The sequence below is a fragment of the Luteibacter anthropi genome (assembly GCF_023699965.1).
GTDB lineage: Bacteria > Pseudomonadota > Gammaproteobacteria > Xanthomonadales > Rhodanobacteraceae > Luteibacter > Luteibacter anthropi.
Genome location: NZ_CP077072.1, coordinates 2,061,566 through 2,077,336, shown reverse-complemented (window position 1 = coordinate 2,077,336; position 15,771 = coordinate 2,061,566). Strand labels below are relative to the sequence as shown.

The 15,771-nt window shown below is 61.5% G+C and carries 13 protein-coding genes; 3 read left to right on the top strand and 10 right to left on the bottom strand.

Annotated features, from left to right (window positions below; translation table 11 throughout):
• Positions 1-229 precede the first annotated feature (229 nt).
• Positions 230-976 (bottom strand): FAD-binding oxidoreductase, encoded by a 747-nt coding sequence (locus tag KR767_RS09155; protein ID WP_250878900.1) that lies wholly within the window; start codon positions 974-976, stop codon positions 230-232.
• A gap of 82 nt (positions 977-1,058) precedes the next feature.
• On the opposite strand from KR767_RS09155, the gene KR767_RS09150 reads away from it, so the two are divergent.
• From KR767_RS09150 to KR767_RS09140, 3 genes are read left to right on the top strand one after another with little or no spacing between them, the layout of a single operon-like run.
• Positions 1,059-1,991 (top strand): ABC transporter ATP-binding protein, encoded by a 933-nt coding sequence (locus KR767_RS09150; protein WP_166950606.1) that lies wholly within the window; start codon positions 1,059-1,061, stop codon positions 1,989-1,991.
• The gene (locus KR767_RS09145; protein WP_166950608.1) at positions 1,988-2,758 is read left to right on the top strand and encodes an ABC transporter permease; all 771 of its coding nucleotides are present in this window, start codon (positions 1,988-1,990) and stop codon (positions 2,756-2,758) included. Before KR767_RS09150 ends, KR767_RS09145 begins: the two co-directional genes overlap by 4 nt.
• Positions 2,759-2,767: 9 nt before the next feature.
• Positions 2,768-3,487: a pseudouridine synthase gene (locus KR767_RS09140; RefSeq protein ID WP_250878899.1), complete on the top strand. Its 720-nt coding sequence runs from the start codon at positions 2,768-2,770 to the stop codon at positions 3,485-3,487.
• A gap of 71 nt (positions 3,488-3,558) precedes the next feature.
• On the opposite strand, the gene KR767_RS09135 is transcribed toward KR767_RS09140, so the two are convergent.
• The 9 genes from KR767_RS09135 to gspD form a co-directional block, all read right to left on the bottom strand.
• Complete coding sequence (locus KR767_RS09135; protein WP_250878898.1) at positions 3,559-4,332, bottom strand: hypothetical protein; 774 nt, start codon at positions 4,330-4,332, stop codon at positions 3,559-3,561.
• Positions 4,333-4,375: 43 nt separating this feature from the next.
• Entirely contained in the window at positions 4,376-5,461 is a 1,086-nt protein-coding gene (locus KR767_RS09130; protein ID WP_250878897.1) for a hypothetical protein, read from the bottom strand.
• Positions 5,462-5,622: 161 nt separating this feature from the next.
• Entirely contained in the window at positions 5,623-6,447 is an 825-nt protein-coding gene (locus KR767_RS09125; protein WP_250878896.1) for a hypothetical protein, read from the bottom strand.
• A gap of 154 nt (positions 6,448-6,601) precedes the next feature.
• The gene (locus tag KR767_RS09120) at positions 6,602-7,411 is read right to left on the bottom strand and encodes a hypothetical protein (RefSeq protein ID WP_250878895.1); all 810 of its coding nucleotides are present in this window, start codon (positions 7,409-7,411) and stop codon (positions 6,602-6,604) included.
• Positions 7,408-8,616 (bottom strand): hypothetical protein, encoded by a 1,209-nt coding sequence (locus KR767_RS09115; RefSeq protein WP_250878894.1) that lies wholly within the window; start codon positions 8,614-8,616, stop codon positions 7,408-7,410. Before KR767_RS09115 ends, KR767_RS09120 begins: the two co-directional genes overlap by 4 nt.
• Positions 8,617-8,791: 175 nt before the next feature.
• Positions 8,792-11,302: an ATP-dependent helicase HrpB gene (hrpB, locus tag KR767_RS09110; protein ID WP_425602735.1), complete on the bottom strand. Its 2,511-nt coding sequence runs from the start codon at positions 11,300-11,302 to the stop codon at positions 8,792-8,794.
• A gap of 65 nt (positions 11,303-11,367) precedes the next feature.
• Positions 11,368-12,222: a hypothetical protein gene (locus KR767_RS09105; RefSeq protein ID WP_250878893.1), complete on the bottom strand. Its 855-nt coding sequence runs from the start codon at positions 12,220-12,222 to the stop codon at positions 11,368-11,370.
• Positions 12,219-13,277, bottom strand: coding sequence for a hypothetical protein (locus tag KR767_RS09100; RefSeq protein WP_250878892.1), 1,059 nt, complete (start codon positions 13,275-13,277; stop codon positions 12,219-12,221). The genes KR767_RS09105 and KR767_RS09100 overlap by 4 nt, the downstream gene beginning before the upstream one ends.
• Before the next feature lie 295 nt (positions 13,278-13,572).
• Entirely contained in the window at positions 13,573-15,756 is a 2,184-nt protein-coding gene (gene gspD / locus KR767_RS09095) for a type II secretion system secretin GspD (protein ID WP_250878891.1), read from the bottom strand.
• Positions 15,757-15,771: the final 15 nt, after the last annotated feature.

Here is a 15,771-nt window from a genome sequence, read left to right as displayed (position 1 = left end):
CCGGCGGGTCGTGGCATATCCGGTCGCGCGCAAGGCGCGCTCCTACAAACCAGCGCCCTGTAGGAGCGCGCCTGCGCGCGACCGGCCGGGTCGTGGCATGCCAGGTCGCGCGCAAGGCGCGCTCCTACAAACCAGCGCCCTTGTAGGAGCGCGCCTGCGCGCGACCGGTCGGGTCGAGGCATGCCAGGTCGCGCGCGAGGCGCGCTCCTACAGGGAGAATCCGGCGGGCTTAGCGGGAGCTGATGTACTTCTCGCGGCGGATGTGCTGTACGGCCAGGCCGTGTTCCTTCAGGGCGGCGAAGGAGGCGTCGACCATGTTCGGGTTGCCGCACAGGTAGGCGATGTCTTCATCGGCCCTGGGCTCCAGTTCGGCCAGCATGTCCTGCACGTAGCCCAGGCGGTCGTGCGGGCGCGGGTTCGGGCGGGGGCCCCGGCTGAAGCAGGGGTGGAAGGTGAACCCCTCGTGCTTGCGGGCGAAGGCATCGAATTCCTCGCCATAGAGCAGTTCGGCCTCGTTGCGGGCGCCGTAGAGCAGCACCACCCGGCAGCCGCGGGAGGCCAGCAAGGTCTCGATCTGCGGCAGCATGGCCCGGTACGGGGTGACGCCGGTACCCGTGGCAATCAGGATGTAGCGCTTGTTCTGGTCGCCGTCCATCAGGCAGAACCGGCCATACGGCCCGCTGGCATCGATGGCCTGGCCGTGCTCCAGGCCGCCCAGGAGCTTCGTGGCAGCGCCGCCCTCGACGTAGCTCACGGCGATCTCGATGCGCTGGACAGGCGAGGAACCGTCGCCGATGGTGCCTACCGAATAGCTGCGCTTGGTCGGCTTGCCGTCGTCGTAGTTGAAATGCACCTGCAGGAACTGGCCCGGCACAAAGGACAGGGCCTGGCCGTCCACGCGCTCGAAGGACAGGTGCCGCACCGTCGGGGCAAGCATGAAACTATCGGCGAGGCGCAGCTGGAATTGTTCGGCCATGGAAAGTCTCTGTTGACGACCGGGAACAGGGGAGCCCGGCAAAGCCCGGTATAATAGGCGGCTTGGCATCCCGGCGCAGCCCATGACCACTCCCGCACTCCACGTCAAAGACCTCCGCAAGACCTACGGCAACGGGGTCGAGGCCCTCAAGGGCATCTCGCTCACTGTCCAGCCGGGCGACTTCTTCGCCCTGCTGGGACCCAACGGCGCCGGCAAGTCCACCCTGATCGGCATCCTGTCCTCCCTGGTGAACGCCACCTCCGGCGACGCCGAGATATTCGGCGTGTCGATCCACAAGCGCCGCAGCGACGCGATGCGCCTGATCGGCCTGGTGCCCCAGGAGATCAACTTCAACCAGTTCGAAAAGCCCTTCGACATCTGCGTGAACCAGGCCGGCTTCTACGGCATCGGCCGCGCGGAGGCCTCGGCACGCGCCGAGAAGTACCTGAAGGAGCTGCGCCTGTGGGACAAGGCGCACGAACAGGCCCGCACGCTCTCGGGCGGCATGAAGCGCCGCCTCATGATCGCCCGCGCGATGATGAACGAGCCGAAGCTGCTGATCCTCGACGAGCCCACGGCTGGCGTGGACATCGAGATCCGCCGTTCCATGTGGCAGTTCGTCAGCGGCATCAATGCCGCAGGCACCACGGTGATCCTCACCACGCATTACCTCGAGGAAGCCGAGCAGCTCTGCCGCAACATTGCCATCATCGACCAGGGTCGCATCGTGCAGAACACCACGATGAAGAGCCTGCTCTCCACGCTCGACGTCGAGACTTTCGTGCTCGATGTGAACGCCGTTCCGGGCACCCTGCCCACCCTGCCCGGCGTGACCCTGCGCACGCTGGACGACCACACCCTCGAAGCCGAAATGTCCCGCGCGCACGATCTCAACTCCCTGTTCGCCGCACTGTCCTCGCACGGCATCACCGTGACCTCGATGCGCAACAAGGCCAACCGCCTTGAGGAGCTGTTCGTGAGACTGGTGGAACACGGCCGGGAGAACGCGGCATGAGCGGCAACCACCTGATCGCCCTGGGCACCATCGTCCGCCGCGAAATCGTGCGCATCATGCGCATCTGGACGCAGACGCTGATTCCGCCCGCCATCACGATGACGCTGTACTTCGTCATCTTCGGCAAGCTCATCGGCAGCCGCATCGGGCAGATGCATGGCTTCACTTACATGCAGTACATCGTGCCGGGCCTGGTCATGATGAGCATCATCACGAACAGCTACGGCAATATCTCCTCGTCGTTCTTCGGCGCCAAGTTCGGTCGTTTCGTCGAGGAAATGCTGGTCTCGCCCATGCCCAACTGGGTGATGCTGCTGGGTTATGTCACCGGTGCCGTGGTGCGTGGCATGATCGTCGGCGCGCTGGTGCTGGTGATCGCCCTGTTCTTCACCGACCTGCACGTGGCGCATCCGCTCACCACGTTCTTCTCGGTGCTGCTCGGTGCCACCGTGTTCTCTCTGGCCGGCTTCGTCAACGCGGTGTTCGCCAAGAAGTTCGACGACATCGCCCTGGTGCCCACCTTCGTGCTCACCCCGCTCACCTACCTGGGCGGCGTGTTCTACTCGGTGGACCTGCTGAGCGAGCCCTGGCACAGCATCTCGCTGGTGAACCCCATTCTGTACATGGTCAACGCCTTCCGCTTCGGCGTGCTGGGCGTCAGCGACGTGCCCATCGTCACGGCCTTCGTGGTGATGCTGGTGTTCGTCGTCGGCCTGTCGGCCGTGGCGCTGCACCTGCTGAAGCGCGGCGTCGGCATGCGGTCGTAAAGCATATCCATGCGGGTCAACAAGTACATCAGCGAATCCGGGCTGTGCTCCCGCCGTGAGGCGGACGAACTGCTCGTGGCCGGTCGCGTCACCATCAACGACGAAGTCGTGGGCATGGGCGCCAAAGCGCTCGACGGCGACGTGGTGAAGGTGGACGGCGACGTCGTCGTCGCACGCACCATGGCGCCAGAGTCCGCAAAGAGCCGCGGCGTCTACATCGCGCTGAACAAACCGGTAGGCATCACCTGCACCACCGACACCACGGTCGACGGCAACATCGTCGACTTCGTGGACCATGCGCAGCGCATCTTCCCCATCGGCCGCCTCGACAAGGACTCCGAAGGCCTGATCCTGCTGACCAGCAACGGCGACATCGTCAACGAGATCCTGCGTGCGGAGAACCACCACGAGAAGGAATACCTCGTGGCGGTGAACAAGGCGGTTACCGATGAGTTCCTGACGGGCATGGCGCGTGGCGTGCGCATCCACGGCCAGATGACCAGGCCCTGCAAGGTACGCAAGATCGCCAAGTTTGGCTTTGCCATCACCCTGACCCAGGGGCTCAACCGGCAGATCCGTCTGATGGCGGCGGCCTTCGGCTACCGCGTCACGCAATTGCGGCGTGTGCGCATCATCAACATCAAGCTGGGCCACCTGAAGCCGGGGCAGTGGCGCAACCTGACCGAGAAGGAGCTGCAAGGCCTCCTTCCCGGCCGCACCCGCTGGTGATAACAACTACCCGCGCGCTGCCCTGGCGCGCGGGCACATCTTTGCGTACGGATTACTACCCAATGCAGAGATTACGGACAAAAGGACGTGGGTGACGGGGAGCGCGAGCGAAACCAGGATCCCCGGACACTCTCTTTCCTGAGCGGCTCCAGACTGGCCACCCTCTGGCGATGAAAGCGTGCGGAAGGAGCATCCAGCCTCTTTTCCGGATTGGCCGGCGCATAACGAACCCTCATCTTCTGTCCGCTGAAGTATTTCCGATCGAATGCGGTCAGCACGCTTGAGCAGGACAGACAGGGTTCCTGACTGATCCAGATGGAAAGATCTCCCCCCTTTGGCACCTTGCCCAGGACGAGATCCCTCTCGATCGTACGTGCCAACTTGAGCTCCGCATCGGCAACCCGGATATCGTGTCCGGGCGAATGCCAGAACGAGGACTCGACATCATCGAAGTTGACCCGGGCCATGCGAACATCTCGCGTTGTCTGATAGACAGAAAGATCCCCCTCGAAGTTCTTTACGACATCAGGGAGATCCGGCCCTGATTTAGCCACGTACGTATACGTCGCGACCTTTCCATCTTTCGTGGTAACCCGATATTCGGCAGTCGCGTAGGTTGCCGACTTGCCCTTGGCCGCTTGCTCCTTGATCGCTTTGTCATCGACCGGAAGCTGTCGCTCCCTGTTCATGTCGCGATAATTCAGCAGCACGTCCACATGTTCATCCACCGCTTTCCTCAGGGTATCCACGGCCACTTCATTGCCATCTCCAGTGGCTATTTCGGCTACGGTGAGTTCTGCCCTGGCCATACCTGGCATGGCCAGGGAAGCCAACAATGCAGTCATGGCAACGCCTGAAAAACGTCGTTCAAATCCATTCATGACCGCATCAGACCCCGCACATCCGTGTGTTGACCTTGTGATACATGTTCTTCACTGGCTTCGAGCGAATGAGGCCCTTGCTCCAGGCACGGATGCCGGTGGTGAAGTTAATGAACGAAGCAATCCCTGCAACTTCACTGATAATGGCCACGGGCATGAGCAGCTTGAGAATAACGGACTCCTTCTCATTGTCCGGGTAACGTTTGATGCCTGCCATCTGATCCTTCAACTGCCCCAGATACCATGCATAGGTGTCCTGGTCTGTCGCATCGACGAAGCATAATGCCCTCGTATCCCCCTCCATGCCCGAACCTGCAAATGCAGGGTTGTGAGCTCCCGATGGCAGACAGGGAAACCCGCCGAAATATCCCGTCTGGTCATGATAGGCCGCAGCCACTCGCGCCACGCGGAACTGGGCCGGCAGGTAATCGACATCCAGCGATGGCGAAACGCCTGGCCGGAAGTCGGTGATTTCCGCCTTCAGCAACCGCTGTAGATAGTCTCCGTCGTATTCATCGATCACATCCTGCGCTTCTAACGCCATGAATCGCTCAAGAACGTCGGCACGAAGATTGAATTCATCGTGCTTCTCCAATGGCACCCTATAAAGCTTGTCACGAAGGATCTGCGCGCCTACGGCATAGTTGGCCGCCAGCGCCGAATTATGGAACCCCGTATAACTTAAAGACTGGCGAAAAATATCTTCATCCACCGCGGCCTTTATCGCCTGCGCCGCAATGAACGGATCATAGGCCGCATATGAAGGACGCATATCGACATCCAGCCGAGGCCTCGCTTTCGTCAGGCCCATGCGCCTGGCATAGACATCCAGGCTTTCGTCGGCGCCATAACCAGCGCGACCCATGGCTTCCTTCCAGCTGGCATCCAGTTCGGATACATCCACGGATCGCATACTGCTATAGGGTGATCCAGGAGTAGTGAGAAGAAGCTTCCGCGCGTAATCCTCATCGAGAATTCCGGGGCTGTCTCCATCCTGGTCGATGGCACTTTGCATGAGATATTCGGGAAAGTCCCTGGCAGGCACCTCCCGCGAAGAAGCGCATGGCGAGACCACGGAAATGGCCAGCGCCATCCCATATATTCGTAGCGACATGGTGAACGTCCTTGTTGATTGTCAGGTAGAAGATGCAAGACACATCCTGGTGTCTTCGTCCTATGACACCACTACGACCGCCCATACGATATAGGGTGAGTCCCTACGGAATCGTAGGAAAGCGCCCAAGCCTGGACAGCTTACGGCAGGCATCCTGACAAAATCCTGCGTGAATCCTGCACGCGATCAGAAGATCTTCTCCACTGGCGCAGGCGCGACGATCCACGTCGCCGATGATTGGACAGCTGCCAAAATGGAGAGTCCGCCACCAGCTCATCGGATATCCCCCACTGATTGATGGTTGTCCTGACACCGTACGCCACCTCGAATGAAGAAATCACCCCCTTGCATGAAGAGCACACCGGCTGGCTTACCCACGCCCTCAGGCGCCCACCTTGGGGTAGCTCACCCGCGAGGATACCCTCTTCTATCGTGCGTAACGCCTTCACTTCAGCATCAATGACATGTCCGGCCTCGGGCACTGCAAGACGGCTTCCCTTCGCCGGACCAATGAGTGCAGGTCGCGATGCACCACCCGTGCCATAGAACGTCGACATATCTGCAATGGGAATATCCAGTATCTGGTTCGCCTCACGACCTGAAATGGCGTGGTAAACCACGGTCGTGGTCTTCCCATGTCGCACGTAGGTATATTCGAATCGCGCCACCGTTGCCGTCGACCAGCGATGGGCCAGACGGTCAAGATCGGCTGACGTCAGCATGCGCTCCGTATGCGTACTCACCATGCGCCCTGCTGCGTCCAGGTGATAATCGTACGATTCCCGGAGCATACCAACCGTGACCGCCTCGCGATCACTGAGGATATTGACGAAATCCACTGCATGCACGGGAAAACCTAAAAAAAAGGAGGCCAGGAAAACGAGAAGCCGTCCTCCCGGCCCATGGAAAAATCCTACCATCCTGGCAACGTAACCAGGATAAATATCCATCTTCACCAGATCCATGTGCGAATGTCGTTCCATGTGTCGCTCTCATTCCATATTCGAGAGGCGATCATAGCCACAGCCACGGTGCCGTCCAAAGCGCTTGAAAGTTCGGATCACGTATTTCACGCCTGGAAAAGACGGCCAATCCACCCCCACATGGATCTTCCATCACCTAATGAATGGTGACGCTACAGGAGCCTCCCGCGCCGCCCGGCGGGCGCCTGTCATGGATATCGTTACGCCTGACGACGTCGTACTTCATCGTATCGAAATAAGCCCATCGCCGCCGCATGAATTGCGAGGATGCTCTTCCGCCTCGGGCTTTAAGATAATTTACTGACACGTCGACTCCATACTGATCCGAAAAATCCTTGATGATCTTTTCGCACGAGTCGCACATCGGCATCGTGATGAACCCGACCAGCTTCCCCATCGGAGCGACCCGCCCCGCATCGATATCCCTTGAAAGCGTCCTCACCGCCTTGAGTTCCGCATCGTTCATATGGGGATTCCGGCCGGCGGTGTCCTCGCCACTGCGGGGAGACGGTGTAAATACACTGGGTTCGCCATGCATGGCCTTTGCATGCACCTCGATGCCGCTCTTCGGAAGAAACTCCTCATAAGGCCTGGCGTTGCGCCAGTCGCGCAGACCCAAGTGTGGCTCATCAAGCCCCGAGGAGGCGTAATATACCCTCGTCCGTTCGCGCCCTTCCTCGGTATACGTGTATTCGAATGATGCATAGGCATTGGAGACCATGCGCCTGGCAAATTCATTGAATGTGGCATAAGGCACCCTGGCCCCGTGCAGGGTGTCCATGTACCAGGTCGCTGCTGCGGTGGCGTGATAGGCGAAGCTGGCTTCGACGTGCGGGAGAACGATGCGATTATCATCGCGATCAAACTCTTTCTTTCGGATTTCGTTTGCACTCAGTGATGCGGAAACACAAAGTGCGATTATCGAGATGAGGCATGTCTTCATCATGGCGAATTTTCCTTTTCACAGAGGAGCTGGCTGACCCTGTCGGTGTATTTCTGAGTACTTGACACCTCTGAATCGGGATTGGCTGCACGGAAGGCCACCAGCGATTCAACCACCTCAATGGACGACGCCTCCGTCAGTGTTTTCCCGCTATGTGTACCGATCCACAGAGGACGGATATGACGCACATGACGGGCAACCCTCTCTGCGGGTCGGGTCGCGAAGTTCGTGACGAGCGGATCGACCTGGGCATGCAGAACCTCAAGGAACCACCGGTAGGTGGCCCGGTCGGTTGCGTCGACGAGGCAGAGAAAGCGCGTTTTCTCGACGGGGGATTCTGCTGCCACACCGGGACGATGCTGCCCTTCCTGCGTGCAGGGATCGGTAGCTGCCGTATATCCCAGCATATCCCGGTAAGCGGCAGCGACACGCGCCACTCTCAATGCAGCAGGCAGCGAACGCTTGCCGTAAATGGATGCACTGATGCCCGCCCAGTCGGACAACTCACCCTCGAGCATGCGCACGAGATATACCAGATCGAATTCGTCGATCTCCGCCAGGGCATGCGCTCCCATCACGCGATCCACGACATCCTTGCGCAGCCCCGCATCGGACCATTCCGATGGATCGACGCATGCCAGCTTGTCGCGAATGATCTGGAGTGCCACCGCTACGTTAGCTGCTACGGCATAGGACGGCTCGCCCACCAGGTGTAGCACCTGGCGAAAGATATCCGCCGAAACGCCAGCCTTCATGAGATTCGCTTCCACCCGCGGACTACCGACCATCGGCGCATAGCCGTCAACCAGATGCCCACCCATGCGCGCCTTGGTGAGACCGAGATCCCAGGCCACCACGCGCGTCGCCACGGCACGACTCATCATCGTGTTGGATACCGCCAGGGCATTGAAGGCACTTCGCCATGCGCTGCCGCGAAATGCCGCCGGGGTGGGGCGTAGCGCTGAGTAGATCGAATTCGAATCATTGAGCATGCCGGCAACGAACAATCCGTCCGACCCCAGTTCGTCGGCCGCCTCGATACCGTTGACGCGCGCATCGAGCCACGCTTGCAGCAGATCCCCGCTGGCCGGTGGTGGCATCGTGAGTACGGCGGTATCGGCGAGGGCCGGGAACGCCGCCAGGCCGCTTGCCAGCGTCATGCACAGCAGCGTGCACGCGCCCTTGCGACGTGACCTTCCTTGCTTCATCTGAAGCCTCCTTGTTGAATGAATCGGCAGTGGCCATCGCAGGCGGCAACCTGCCCCCTTTGAAAACCACGTGCCATTGAAGTGCATACCGATTCACGGCGGCATCCGGAAATCTCCCGGTGCGAGGCCTGCCTTCGCCCTCATCCTGTGGGCGCTTCCCCCTTGCGCGGGCCCGTCAGGTACCCCGGGGCTTCGCGCGATGGGTCGCCGTTGCAGTCCAGGGGTCATCAGGCCATGGATGCTTGGGATACCGCCCTTTCAGCTCTTTTTTTACCTCGGGATAGGTCCGGTCCCAGAAGCCGCGCAGGTCCTGCGTTACCTGGATCGGACGTCCGGCGGGCGAAAGCAGATGAAGCATCACGGGAATGCGTCCATCGCCGACACGGGGCGTTTCCGCCAGGCCGAACAACTCCTGCAGTTTCACGGCAAGCACCGGCGGCGCTGCCGGATCATCATCGCGTACCCCATATTCCAGCCGGCGCGTCATGCCACTGGGCACTACAAGTTCCTCGGGCGCATGAGCATCCAGCGCGCGTCGCTGTTCGTAATCGAGCATGACCGACAGGGCTTCGCTCAGGTCTGCCGGCTGAATCGCTTCAAGCCGGCGCTTGCCCGACAGATAGGGAGACAACCAGCTTTCGAGTGTCTTGAGCAGCGCTTCATCACCCACGTCGGGCAAGTCGATTTCGGGACGCCATGCACGAAGCGCCCCGATGCGCGTGCGCAATCGTCTGGCATGGTCGCTCCACGGAAGGCAGTCGATGCCTCGCGCACGAATGGCCGTGAGCAGTGCCGGCAACGCATCGTTGCCGCTTACCGGCACGGCTTTGTGTGAAACGACCAGCGCATCGAAGCGGCGTTCTTCGAAGGCCTCGGCGATATCACGCGCGTCGTCCCAGCGAAGGATGCGCTCGGTCACGAAGCGATCCGGATAATCGCGTTCCAGTACGTCGGGGTCGATGGGTGCTGCGGAAAATACCAGGCTGTCGCGGGCATCCAGCCTCAGGTCGAGAATCACCAGCCAGGGTTCGCCACGCAGCTCGCTGTTCTCGTGCAGGCGTGCCCCACGGCCATTGGCCAGCTGGTATCGCAACGGCTGTGCATCGTCACGACGGGCGACGCGGTCGGGATAGGCATGAACCAGAAGGTCACCGATGCTGCGGCTATCGGGTACGCCGCTGGCGGCGCTACGTACGTCGAGGCGGCGGCGCCATCCGGCCGACGCCTTCTCAATGGCCGCAAGTGCTCCGATATCTGCCGATCCGGCGCGAGCCGCACGAGCACCGCCGTCACGCCACAGATGAAGCGCATGCAGGCGTTGGCGGAAGTCGTCGCTGCGCGCCGCATCGCCGCGCATCGGTGAACGGGCTTCGGTCAGGGCGAGCAGGTCGGCGACAAGCGCCCGCGACTCCCTTGGCGACCGCAGGGCCGCCGCTGCGAGCCGGGGTGTCGCGCCCAGTGCCAGCATGTCGCGTCCCAGTGCCGTGATGGCGCCGTCGTCGGCAAGAGCGCCCAGGCGACGGAGCAAGTCACGCGCCTGCCCCATAGCTCCCGCTGGCGGGGCGTCGAGCCAGGGAAGATCGTCACTTCCCCATCCGGCCAGTTCCAGGGCAAGACCTGACAGTTCGGCCTGTTCGATTTCGGCGGTACGCGAGGCATCCAGGCGACGGCTCTGCGGCCACAGGCGATAGGCGCGCCCTTCCGCCACGCGCCCTGCGCGTCCCGCACGCTGGTCAGCCGAGGCCTGCGAAATCATCACGGTTTCCAGCCGCGTGAAACCGGAAGACGGATCGAAACGTGGTTCGCGCGCCAGCCCGCTGTCGATTACGACACGAATCCCTGGCAGCGTCACACTGGATTCCGCGATATTCGTTGCCAGCACGACCCGCCGGGTCCCCGGATCGGCCGGAGCGAGGGCGAGCTGCTGGTCGGCCAGTGAGAGCTCACCATGCAGGGCCACCGTTTCGACATCGTCGCCCAGACGATCGAGCACGCTTCGCACCCGTTCGATTTCACGCCGGCCCGGCAGGAAAGCCAGGATGTCACCTTCATTCTCACGAAGCGCCTGCATCACCGTACGCGAAAGATGCTGCTCGATGCCCTCCTGCGTACGTGCGGGAGGATGGACGATATCCACGGGAAAGCTCCGACCTGCACTGGTCAGCCTCGGCGCACCCAGCCATTGCGAAATGCGCTCGCCATCCAGCGTCGCCGACATGATGACGATACGCAGGTCGGGGCGCAGCGCAGCCTGCACATCGAGCGCCAATGCGGCTCCCAGATCGCCCGCGAGGTGGCGCTCGTGAAATTCGTCGAAGAGGATCGCACCCACGCCTTCCAGCGAGGGGTCGTCCTGGATCATCCGGCCGAGGATGCCTTCGGTGACCACTTCGATGCGTGTCCGTGGACCCGTGCGGGATTCGAACCGGATCCGGTAGCCCACGGTTTCGCCCACCTCTTCGCCACACTGTCGTGCCATGAACGACGCCGCAGCGCGGGCTGCGATACGGCGTGGTTCCAGCATGAGGATGCGCAGGCCGGCCAGCCACGGTGCGTCCAGCAACGCCAGCGGCACCTGGGTGGTCTTGCCGGCGCCGGGAGGGGCTTCGAGGACAAGCCGGGGGTGCCTGTCCAGCGAATCGAGGATGTCCGGAAGCAGGGGCGTGATGGGAAAGTTGTCGGGCATACCCTGCATATAGTACGCAAGCACTCGTCCGAACGCCCCTTGCCTGAAGCCCTCCGGCATGCGCATCACGTATCGTCGGGGTCGTCCTGCACTTCGGGCTCCAGGCAGGCCACCGGCTCCGGCACCTGATCCATGACGGCGCCCTCCCTGTTCAGCACGTTGATCTGGCCCCCATTGACCGATACGTGGATCGTATTGAGGTGTTGCAGGCGCTGACGGTGAAAGATCGTATAGGCCGCACTACCGTGATCGAGGTAGGCCACATGCACCCGGATGTTCTGACTATCTGACAAGGCCTGCAAAGCCGCCTCGCAGGAGGGACATGGCTCCTGACTGACGTACCCTGCCAGATAGCCCCCCGCCGGTACACGTCCATTGAGGATATCGCGCTCGATCGCTCGTGCAATCTTGAGCTCGGCATCCCGTTTCGCTGCTTCAGCGTGTTTTTTTCCAGCCACGGGACGCGGGGTCACTCGACTACCCGTTGCCGCCGGCCGGTCCCAGGCAATCACATCAGGGCCGCGTGAGTCGAAGAAGGACCGATACCGCCTTACCGGAGTGATATCACCCAGGCCCAGTGACGGATCGTTGCGTCCGGAACGGGCATGGTACACCCGGCGGTAATTCTCGCCGTCGAGCTGATACTGATAGGTGAAGCTGGCAAACGTTGCTGTCTCGAACTGTCTCGAAAAGCCCGAGAATTCCGCGGTATTCACATGTCGCCCTTCGAGGGCGGCGGCATACCATAGCCCGGCCGGCCCGGCATGCTGGGTGAACGAGGCAAGTACCCGCGCGATGATGGTTCCCCGGGGGTCTTCTTCGATCTTGCGCTTCAATACTGGGTGGGAAGACGCACCTACCGCTACGAGCAGCGACAACGCAATCAACGAGCGTGCCCATTTCATCAGATGCATCTTCATCGCGTCGCACTCCTGCAGATCAACAGATTGGCTCGCTCAACAAGCCGGTAGAAGTCCATATCCGTATCCCGCGCGGGGTCGCCCTGCGCGGCCATCTGCGCTTCGACGACCTCGGCATGATTCGACCAGTCGAGCGCCTGCGTGGCGAATGCACCGGCCCACGCCGGCTTGATGTCGGCAAAGGCATCCACGATGCGCCCGGCCGACGCCATGTCGTAAACCGAGATGTATTCCCTGGGTGGCACGGCCAGCTGGGCCTTGCGTTTTTCGCGGTACCAGCGATACACCGCGCGGTCGTTTGCATCGGTGAAGCAGATCGGTTTGTCCAGCTGTTCGGGAATGGTGCCGGCGTGACTCATATCCCGCTGACTATCCGGCTGACAGGCAAGGTAACCTTCCTGCGTCGAGGCATAAGCCGCCGCGACGCGTGCAATGCGCAGCGGCGTGGGTATCTCCCGATAGCCGAAGGCATTCAAACGCCCTGCCCGCCATGTGGAGAGTTCACCGCGCAGAATGTCGGCAAGATAGGCAAGATCAGCGTCCGTCATGTCGCGAAGTGACGTAGCCCGTTCAAAGCGAAGCAATACATCGTCGTAGACACCCATTTCGAATCGATCCACGGCATCAGTTGCCTCCACCCATTCGTGAAGGATCTGCACTGCCACGGCCAGTTCCGCATTGATCGTGTAGAGATTGTTATTGCCGATGTCGTATGCCTTCTGGAAATAACGGGTCATGACACCAGCCTTGGTGTAGTTGGCCTTCACTACCGGCGCGTGGCCACCAGTCTCTATCGAGTGCTGCGTGACGGGCGCCTGGTATCCCGCCAGGGCCTTGTCCAGACCGAGATCCCAGGCCATGGCCTTTGCCGTCCGGGAGCGAGCGCGAGGGAAAACGTCTTCGGCACCCGATATGTCGTCACCGTTCGAGGTGAACATCCTCGGGTGAAGATCGCTGTAGATCGATCCGGGTGTTTCCAGGAATTCACCTTCCCAGACGCTGTCATCCTGAAACGGCCAGAAGTTTCCCAGGTCGGTGGGACTAAGGCGTTTCATGCTGTTCCGCACCCAGGCCCCGTACAAGTCACCCTGCTGGTTATTTGTGTGAAACCGGCCTGCCGGTGTTGCATCCGTGATCACGGGCATCGCGCATAGCACGATGCCCGTCATAATCGCGCCGTATCGAAGAATCAAGCCTCGTCGATTCATTCCATTACCTCGTTCGTGAGATGAGGCATTGGACATCAGTGCGATCGAGCTACCTATCGGCAATCAGCATGGGTCTTCCTGGCGGATGCCACATGTTTCTGTAAGCCATACGCAGGGATTTCGCGGCATCGCAGTCGATGCCTCAGCCCTCGCCCACCGCACTGGCCGCCTCCGCCGTTCGCACCGGATCAAAAGGCTTCAGTGAACGGAACGTGCGGCGATAATCATCCGACACCCTCCTGGCATCTTCCCCGCTGGCGATGACACGCGGCGTGATCAGCACGAGAAGCTCCGTACGCAGGCCTTCCTTCGAATGCTCTCCGAAAAGCCTGCCCAGGATCGGAATGCGCGACAGCCCCGGTACGGCGCTCTCCTGGGTGGTGTCCATGTCGCGGATGAGGCCACCGAGCAACACGGTCTGTCCGCTCTGCACCGCAACCTGGGTGTTGAGCTTGCGCTTCACGATAGGGAGGTTCGGCCCCGCTCCATCGGGATCCGCACGACTGACTTCCTGCACCACGTCCAGATACACCAGGCCGCCAGGGTTGACCCTGGGCCGCACCTCCAGGATGACGCCGGTATCTTTGTATTCGACCTGTCCGACCGGGTTGCCATTGCCCGCGCCGGTATTCACGTAGGTCTGCGTGACCGGAATCTGGTCGCCGACCTGGATCTTCGCCTTGCGGTTGTTCACCACGACCAGGGATGGCGCGGAAAGTATCTTGGTATTGGTGTTCTGCTCCATGGCACGCAAGGCGACCTGAAGCTCGGAGTTCACGAACGAATAAAAGAACGTGTCGGGCCGCAGTGCATCCTTGGTCGCCCGCCCCAGGGCCCATTGTTGCTGGTTGCCTGGCTGAGCCACCTCTCCGTTGCCGCCGGCCAGACCTTCGAGGTACCACTGCACGCCGAAACGGAAGTTGTCGCGCAGGGTGACTTCCAGGATGCGCGTCTCGATCTGCACTTGCAGTGGCACGGCATCCAGGCGTTCGATCGCCTGGCGGATCTGCGCCCATTGCGACGGCCGCGCATGAATCATCAACTGGTTGTTTGCATCGACCGCCGTAACACGCAGTCCCATCGCCTTGCCACTGTTGCCGTGCGATGACGTGATGCCAGAGTCTGCCGCTTCCGGCGGCCGGAAGAAATCCGCATCGCTGTCACCACCCGACGCGGCCATATCTTCCGTCGTGCCACCGCCTTCCAGGTTCCCCGATGCCAGTCCTGGTACGACCATGGAGCCGCCGCCTGTATCACCAGCAACGGATGCACCGAAGATGTTCCCAACGTAGCGGGCCAGGTCCGATGCCAGAAGATTGCGCACGTCGTAGACGAACAATCTGGGTTCGCTACCGCCACCGTGATCAATGCGGGCGATCCAGTCACCCACCTGATCGAGGAATTCGGGTCGCATGGCAATGGCCACGATGGCATTGGTCCGCTCGATGGGAATGAAACGCACCAGGCCAGCAACCGGGGCCCCGCTTTTCTGCCCGAAGACCGATTCCAGCGCGGGCATCACCTCGCCGACGCCCGCGTTGTCCAGACTGAAGACTCCGACGGACATACCGGCGACCCAGTCGACGTCGAACGTATCGATGGTGTCGCTGTAATTGGCCAGCTGATCCGGTGTGCCCGCAAGCACCAGGACGTTGCGGGCGGGGTCGGTAAGCAGTATGGATTCGGGCGTGACGAAGGGTTGCAGCAGCTTGGTCATTTCCGCGGCGGCTACGTAACGCAACGGATAGAGTCGCGCTCCCATGCCCGCACGTGGCGAGGCCGCCTTCAGGCGGGGCACCACTTGTCCCATGACCGCGTGCGACGCGGGCAGGATGGCATAGCGACCTTTCTCGTTGACCAGGGCGTTGCCGGTCCACGACAGCAGCGTCTCCAGGATCGGCAGCACTTCGTCCTTGCGCACGGGCTTGGCCGTTGAAAACGACACCGACCCCATGACGCCGGGTGCAATGGAATAGTTGGCGTCCAGCAGATCACCAAGGATCGCCTTCACCACGGCTTCCACCGGCTGATTCTCGAAATTGAGAGTTACCGCACCGGTGCCCTTGGCATCCGGGCGAGGCGTCTCCAGCGCGCGGGGGGCGATGAAGCGGCCGGTGCCTCTCAATGCAGCGACCGTCTCGCTGTCCTTCGCCGCCGTCATGCCGGCATCGCTATCCCTCAGTGGCAGGGAGGCCGGAGCGGGACGCTCCGTGCCGGCAAGGGCTTCGCGCTCCAGCCTTCCGTCGGAAGGACGGGGCGAATGGGGTGCGCAGGCGGCCGTCAATGCGGCCGCGAGCACGGCCACACCGAGGGTGCGACATTGCATGGCTTACTCCTTTGT

Coding starts and splice junctions, on each gene's coding strand:
- KR767_RS09155 (WP_250878900.1), bottom strand. CDS start 976: ATGGCCGAACAATTCCAGCTGCGCCTCGCCGATAGTTTCATGCTTGCC.
- KR767_RS09150 (WP_166950606.1), top strand. CDS start 1,059: ATGACCACTCCCGCACTCCACGTCAAAGACCTCCGCAAGACCTACGGC.
- KR767_RS09145 (WP_166950608.1), top strand. CDS start 1,988: ATGAGCGGCAACCACCTGATCGCCCTGGGCACCATCGTCCGCCGCGAA.
- KR767_RS09140 (WP_250878899.1), top strand. CDS start 2,768: ATGCGGGTCAACAAGTACATCAGCGAATCCGGGCTGTGCTCCCGCCGT.
- KR767_RS09135 (WP_250878898.1), bottom strand. CDS start 4,332: ATGACTGCATTGTTGGCTTCCCTGGCCATGCCAGGTATGGCCAGGGCA.
- KR767_RS09130 (WP_250878897.1), bottom strand. CDS start 5,461: ATGGCGCTGGCCATTTCCGTGGTCTCGCCATGCGCTTCTTCGCGGGAG.
- KR767_RS09125 (WP_250878896.1), bottom strand. CDS start 6,447: ATGGATCTGGTGAAGATGGATATTTATCCTGGTTACGTTGCCAGGATG.
- KR767_RS09120 (WP_250878895.1), bottom strand. CDS start 7,411: ATGATGAAGACATGCCTCATCTCGATAATCGCACTTTGTGTTTCCGCA.
- KR767_RS09115 (WP_250878894.1), bottom strand. CDS start 8,616: ATGAAGCAAGGAAGGTCACGTCGCAAGGGCGCGTGCACGCTGCTGTGC.
- hrpB (WP_425602735.1), bottom strand. CDS start 11,302: ATGCCCGACAACTTTCCCATCACGCCCCTGCTTCCGGACATCCTCGAT.
- KR767_RS09105 (WP_250878893.1), bottom strand. CDS start 12,222: ATGAAGATGCATCTGATGAAATGGGCACGCTCGTTGATTGCGTTGTCG.
- KR767_RS09100 (WP_250878892.1), bottom strand. CDS start 13,277: ATGAAACGCCTTAGTCCCACCGACCTGGGAAACTTCTGGCCGTTTCAG.
- gspD (WP_250878891.1), bottom strand. CDS start 15,756: ATGCAATGTCGCACCCTCGGTGTGGCCGTGCTCGCGGCCGCATTGACG.